1 protein-coding gene is annotated in these 2,501 nt (G+C 64.2%); it reads left to right on the top strand.

Translation table 11 applies throughout. From position 1 onward, the window contains the following. The first annotated feature begins 131 nt into the window (after window positions 1-131). Window positions 132-2,285 (top strand): exonuclease domain-containing protein, encoded by a 2,154-nt coding sequence (locus E0497_RS20245; protein ID WP_161987478.1) that lies wholly within the window; start codon window positions 132-134, stop codon window positions 2,283-2,285. The last annotated feature ends 216 nt before the right edge of the window (window positions 2,286-2,501 follow it).

Below are 2,501 nucleotides of genomic sequence, written 5' to 3'. Positions count from 1 at the left end.
CCGCAAGCGCCGCCAGCGGCGCCTGGGGAAGCTCACCCCGATCGAGTTTGAGACAATCAATCAGGCCGCACACGCGGCTTGAGCCTCTCCACCCCATGAGTCAACTGAAGTGGGGGCAGTCCCTCCCGTTCGTGGCTATCGACGTCGAAACCACCGGCGTCAACGCCGACACCAGTCGCGTCATCGAGATCGGTGCCGTGAAAATGAACCACCGCGGGGAAGTGCTCGACACGTTCTCCTCACTGCTCAACCCGGGCTACGACGTCCCCCTGAACCCGCAAGCGCAGCGCGTACACGGCATCACCCCACAGATGGTGTGGTCCGCCCCGCCCACCGAGGAAGTCCTGACCCGACTCGCCGCATTCATCGGCGGCTACGGCGTCGTCGCCCACAACCTCGCATTCGAAAACCGGTTCCTGACCGCCGAATACGAACGCATCGACCGGCCCGCCCCCGCATGGCAGGGCATCTGCACCCTCGCGGCTGCACGCGCACACCTCATCGCCCCCAACCACAAGCTCGGCACACTCCTCGACCTCCTCGACCTTCCCGCGATCAACAACCACCGCGCCGAAGCCGACGCCCACGCCTGCGGCCTGCTCCTGGCGGCCATGATCGAACGATCCGGGGTCAGCGATCTCGTGCCCGTCGGTGAAACCGTTGCGCCGACGACTGCGCAGCGGACACACCACGAAACCATGCCAGTCGCCGCAGGGGAGCCGCCTGTCGTCGACCAGGCTGCGACCCGGGCCGCGATGGGCGGGTTCGATCCCACCGACGAACAAGCCTGCATCATCGACAGCTTCAACACCGGCAGCGACCTGGTGATCTGCGCTCTCGCCGGCACCGGAAAAACCTCCACCCTTCGTGGCATCGCCCGACTCGAGGCCACCCGCCGACCCCACCGACACGGCCTGTACATCGCGTTCAACCGATCGGTCGCCGACGAGGCGAAATCCCAGTTCCCCGACCAGGTTCAAACCTCGACCGCACACGCTCTTGCGCTCCGCAACCTCCGAAACACGCCGCACGGGCCGCTGCTCGCCAAACTCGACGGCGGCCGGGCCACCTTCCGGGACATTGCTGCCGCCATCGACTCCCACAAGATCTTCTTCACCCCCGGCGGCGACGGGCCCAGCGTCCTCGCCCAATACCCCGTCACCCGACTCGCACTCGCGACCGTCGAAAAGTTCTGCACCACTATGGACGAACACATCGGACCCCACCACGTGCCTGAACAGAAGGGCATCGACCAGTGGAGTCCGCAGCGCAGCGAACTCGTCGACCACGTCCTCCCCATCGCCCGCCGCGCCTGGGCCGCGATCCGCGACCCCCACAACTGGACCATCAAGTTCACGCCCAGCCACATGCTGAAACTGTGGGCCGACACCCACCCGATCGTCGGCCGCGACGGCGACTACCTCATGCTCGACGAAGCCCAAGACGCAAACCCGCTGATCGCCAGCATCGTCAACGACCAAACCCACATGCAACGCATCCGCGTAGGCGACCAAAATCAGTCGATCTACTGCCAGCCGGTAGGGACGATGGTTGAAGTGCCTACGGTCGACGAGGTTCCTCCCCATCGTCTATGTGGGGTCGCAGGGTGTGGCCGCGCCAAGGCACACAGGGCGAGTGGATACTGCGATTCACATGAGCAGCAACGTCGCCAAGGTACGGAGCTTTCGCTACCTGATCGGCGGCGAGCGATCGTCCAGACCGCACGAGTGCCTATCGAATCGTTGAAGGCTGGCGATCGGGTCTGTACCTACAACAACGCGAACGTCTACATGAATGGTCGTCGAGTGGTGGCCTCGACACGGTTCCACTACGAGGGCCAACTCGTTCGCGTCAGGACCACGTCAGGACTGGAAAGCCGCTATACGACCAAGCACCACTGCGTTGTCCGATTCGCCGGCAATGAAGGAAAGCACGTGGTCTACCTAATGAAGCGGGGAACGCAGTTCCGTGTGGGCCGAGTCCCGCTGTTCTACAAGACGCAATCGAACTCCTTCGGGTTGCGGCTGCGACTCACTGCGGAGGGCGCTGACGCTGCATGGATCCTGACAGTGCACGACACGGCTGCCGGGGCTTCGCTCAACGAGGCACTGATTCAGCACAAGTTCAACTTGCCGGGGGTCTGCTTCAACGATCACGCACACAAGATGGACGTCGAAGTGTTCTGGTCAAAGGTGGGTGACACCGCCGCCGCAGGCGAGCGATGCCTGCGCGAGCATGGGCGGCTCCTGGAGTACCCGTTGATCGCAGGGCCCCGTAGTTGTTGATGCGCGGTCCTGAGACCTGGGCATTCGAGGCCGGCAGGGAGTCGGTGAGGGTGGTGGAACGGGCATGGGGACAGGGACCGATCATGGGTGTGTCTAAGCATCCAGATCGTCCACCAGGAGTCACCCATGCCCGCTGGGACAGTGTCCCCGATCGCCCCGTGTCTTGACCAGTTGGGTCGCCTCGCCGATGTTGTCGCCGACGAGGACCGGTTGGGA

The sequence above is a fragment of the Prescottella subtropica genome, from assembly GCF_005434945.1.
GTDB lineage: Bacteria > Actinomycetota > Actinomycetes > Mycobacteriales > Mycobacteriaceae > Prescottella > Prescottella subtropica.
Note: the sequence above shows the minus strand (reverse complement) of the source record. Positions and strands in the feature narration are given on the sequence as shown.